The sequence below is a fragment of the Frankia sp. AgPm24 genome, assembly GCF_023243055.1.
Classification (GTDB): Bacteria; Actinomycetota; Actinomycetes; order Frankiales; family Frankiaceae; genus Frankia; species Frankia umida.
The window spans coordinates 1-3,433 of record NZ_JALKFW010000043.1 but is presented as its reverse complement, the minus strand read 5'-3'; the positions used below and the strand labels follow the sequence as shown (position 1 = coordinate 3,433).

General features: G+C 73.9%; 3 protein-coding genes. All 3 read right to left on the bottom strand.

The window, feature by feature from the left end; translation table 11 throughout:
- Positions 1 to 73 precede the first annotated feature (73 nt).
- Complete coding sequence (locus MXD61_RS05485; RefSeq protein ID WP_248811755.1) at positions 74 to 1,042, bottom strand: diacylglycerol kinase family protein; 969 nt, start codon at positions 1,040 to 1,042, stop codon at positions 74 to 76.
- An 85-nt stretch (positions 1,043 to 1,127) separates the two neighbouring features.
- Positions 1,128 to 1,790, bottom strand: a complete 663-nt coding sequence (locus tag MXD61_RS05480; RefSeq protein ID WP_248811754.1) for a DUF6758 family protein — start codon at positions 1,788 to 1,790, stop codon at positions 1,128 to 1,130.
- Between the two features lie 242 nt (positions 1,791 to 2,032).
- Positions 2,033 to 3,352, bottom strand: a complete 1,320-nt coding sequence (gabT, locus tag MXD61_RS05475) for a 4-aminobutyrate--2-oxoglutarate transaminase (protein ID WP_248811756.1) — start codon at positions 3,350 to 3,352, stop codon at positions 2,033 to 2,035.
- Positions 3,353 to 3,433 lie beyond the last annotated feature (81 nt).

Below are 3,433 nucleotides of genomic sequence, written 5' to 3'. Positions count from 1 at the left end.
AACGCCCTACCGGCCGCCGCTTGACATCACTCACCGTGACCAGGCGCCGGAAAGGAACTACTGAGGCGCTGCACTAGACCCCGGCCTCGGCATCCCTGCCGGTGGTGGCGTCCCGACCGGCAGGGGCGTCCCCGCCGGCACCCGTGACGACGCTGGCGCTGGACGGGACGAGCAGGCGCAACGCGCGCGGACGGACCACGATGCGGGCGGGTAGCGGTGCCAGCGGGTCGCCGTCGGCGTAGACGTCGAACGGCCGGTCGGCGCTGATGCGCACCTCGCGGCCACGCAGCACCTCGACGTGGCGGGTGTGCACATGCCCTCCGGTGAAGACCCGGGGGAACAGGGCGAGAAAGGTACGTTTCGGCGCGTCGGCGACGAGCACCACCTCGACGAGGCCGTCGGTGACGTCGGCCTCCGGGGCGAACCGCATCCCGCCGCCGTAGTAGGCCGAGTTCGCCGCCGCCACCGTGTATCCGTACAGCTCACGGGGCGCCGCGTCGTCCACGGTGACGGTGAAGCGCACCGGCCGCCAGGCGGCGAGCGCCCGCAGTGTCGCATAGGTGTAGACGTTGCGTCCGCGCAGCAGCCGGGCCCGGTTGGCGATCACCTGGACGTCGGAGTCGTAGCCGACGCTGGCGATACCCAGATATGGTCGCCCGTCCACCTCGGGCAGGTCAACACGCAGCTCACACGCCTGCGCAAGGCTCGCCGCCACTCGGCGCGGATCATCTGGCAGCCCCAGCCCCCGGACGAAGTCGTTGCCCCGACCGCCCGGCAGGACGGCCAGCACCCCACCCAGGCGGGCCACCGCGCCCGCGACCGCCCCGGCCAGGCCGTCCCCGCCGAGCGCGACCACCACGCGTCCCGCCGCTGTCGCCCCCGCCGCCAGTTCGCCGGCGTGCGCCAGATCCCGCGTCGGCGCGACCCGCACATCCGGCGCCCACCGGGCGAGTTCGGCGCAGACCGGCGCCAGCAGCCGCAGCGCCCGGCCCCGCCCCGCACTCGGATTGACGACGACGGTCAACCGCCCACGATCCACCACCGCGCCAGCTTTCCACACCGTTGCACCGCCGACCGCCGCCGCGGTGAAGGCGGGACGCCCGATCCGACCGGCGGGGCCCGGTGGGTCAGCGGGCGGCGGGCGGCTGGTGGGCGGCGAAGCGGCCGGTGGCCAGGTGTTCACTGACGGCGCCGAAGAAGGACCGGTCGCCGATCTCCGGGGTGTCCCGGACGTCACGCAGGACCAGATGCTCGAGCAGGATCAGCGCCGCGTCCGCCGGCCACAGCACCAGCCACAGCCAGACCCCGCGCGCCTCACCGACGAACGCCGCCCGATCGGGCGGTACGGCCACCGGCCACATCGCCGTCGGATGCCCCGCCGCCTCCACCTTCGCCTCCGGAGCACCCGGCAGCGCCTCGGGGTCGGGGCCCTGAATGCCCGCCAGCCGGGCGCCGAGTCCGATCCCCGGTGACTCCGCGACCAGCACCATCTCCGCCGGCCCGCCCAGTGGGCACGGTCCGGCCGCGGCCAGCGCGCTCGCGCGTGGGCCGCTGCGCTCGTCGCCGGCCCAGCCGACACCACTGACATACCAGTGCACCGGCATCGGATCGGGCAGCCACACCGGCACCGTCGACGTCGTCGCCAGCATGTGCAGCGCCTGTTCGCGTGAGGAGACCGCGGCCCGGTACGGACTCACCTCCCCGTGCCGCTCGCATCGATACTGGCTGTTCCACAGATCGGGCGGACGAAGCTCCGCAAGACAGCGTGGGCAGACCGCGGCACTGGTCACCGAGCGCCTCCTAGTGCGACGGCCGTTCGCACCGGCCATCACCCCTGAATCGGACGGACCTGAACCACCGGACTTCGGCGATTCCGTACTGACTGTTCCCGCCATTTCCGCCAGCAACCATCCCGTCCCGCCCCCTCAGCCCCCTCACCTGCATAGATGCCCTCAACCGCCGGGTGTCCGCCCAGCACATGTCGACACTCACCGTGTCCGAACCGCCGCGGCCCGCCGGTCAGCGGGTGGGGTCAGCGGGTGGGGAGGACCTCGGCGCAGGCCTCGGCCAGGACGTCCAGGCCGTCCAGCAGAAGCTCGTCGCTGATCACGAAGGGTGGCAGCAGGCGCAGGACGTTGCCCCACGTACCGGCGGACAGGACGATCAGGGCGCGGCGATGGCAGGCGGCGGCGACGGCGGCCGCCCGCGCCCGGTCGGGGCTGTGGTCGCCCTGGCCGCGCACGATCTCGACGGCGAGCATCGCGCCCCGACCCCGGACGTCGCCGATGGCGTCGTACCGGTCCGCGAGGGCGCGCAGCCGGGGCAGGGCGAGTTCGGCGATATGGCGGGCCCGGCCGGCCAGGTCACCGGACTCGATCAGGTCGATGGTCGCCAGTGCCGCCGCGCAGGCCACCGGGTTGCCACCGAAGGTGCCGCCGAGACCACCGATCTGCGGGGCGTCCATGATCTCGGCGCGGCCGGTGACGGCGGACAGCGGCAGGCCGCCCGCGATGCCCTTGGCGGTGACGATCAGGTCGGGGACGATGTTCTCGTCCTCGCAGGCGAACATCGTGCCGGTGCGGGCGAAGCCGGTCTGCACCTCGTCGGCGATGAACAGGATGCCCGCGTCCGCGCAGAACTCGGCCAGGCGCGGCAGGAAACCGGCGCCGGGCACGATGAAACCCCCCTCGCCCTGGATCGGCTCGATCACCAGGGCGGCCACCGCCCCGGCCCCGATCTCGGTGCGGATCAGGTCGATGACCTGGGCGGCGGCCTGTTCGCCGCAGTCCTGCGGCCCGCCCGGCCAGCGGTAGGGGTAGGCCAGCGGGAGCCGGTAGATCTCCGGGGCGAACGGGCCGAAACCGGCCTTGTACGGCAGGGCCTTGGCGGTCATGGCCATGGTGAGGTTGGTCCGGCCGTGATAGGCGTGTTCGAAGACGACGACGGCACCACGCCCGGTCGCCGACCGGGCGATCTTGACAGCGTTCTCCACCGCCTCCGCACCCGAGGTGAACAGGGCCGAGCGCTTCTCGAAACCGCCGGGGGTCAGCCGGGCCAGCGCCTCGCAGACGCCGACGTACTCCTCGTACGGCGTGACCATGAAACAGGTGTGGGTGAACCGGCCCGCCTGCGCGGCCACGGCCGCGACCACCTCGTCGGCGGCGTTGCCGACACCGGTGACGGCGATGCCCGAGCCAAGGTCGATGAGCGTGTTGCCGTCGACGTCGACCACGACGCCGCCGCCCGCCGCCCGCGCGAACACCGGCATCGTCGAACTCACCCCGCGGGCCACGGATCGGACCCGTCTGGCCGACAGCGCCCGCGAACGCGGGCCGGGAATCTCGGTGACCAGGCGGGGGGGGGGGGGGCGGCCCCCCCCCCCCCCCCCCCCCCCCCCCCCCCGGGGGGGGGGGGGGCGGGGGGGCCCCCCCCC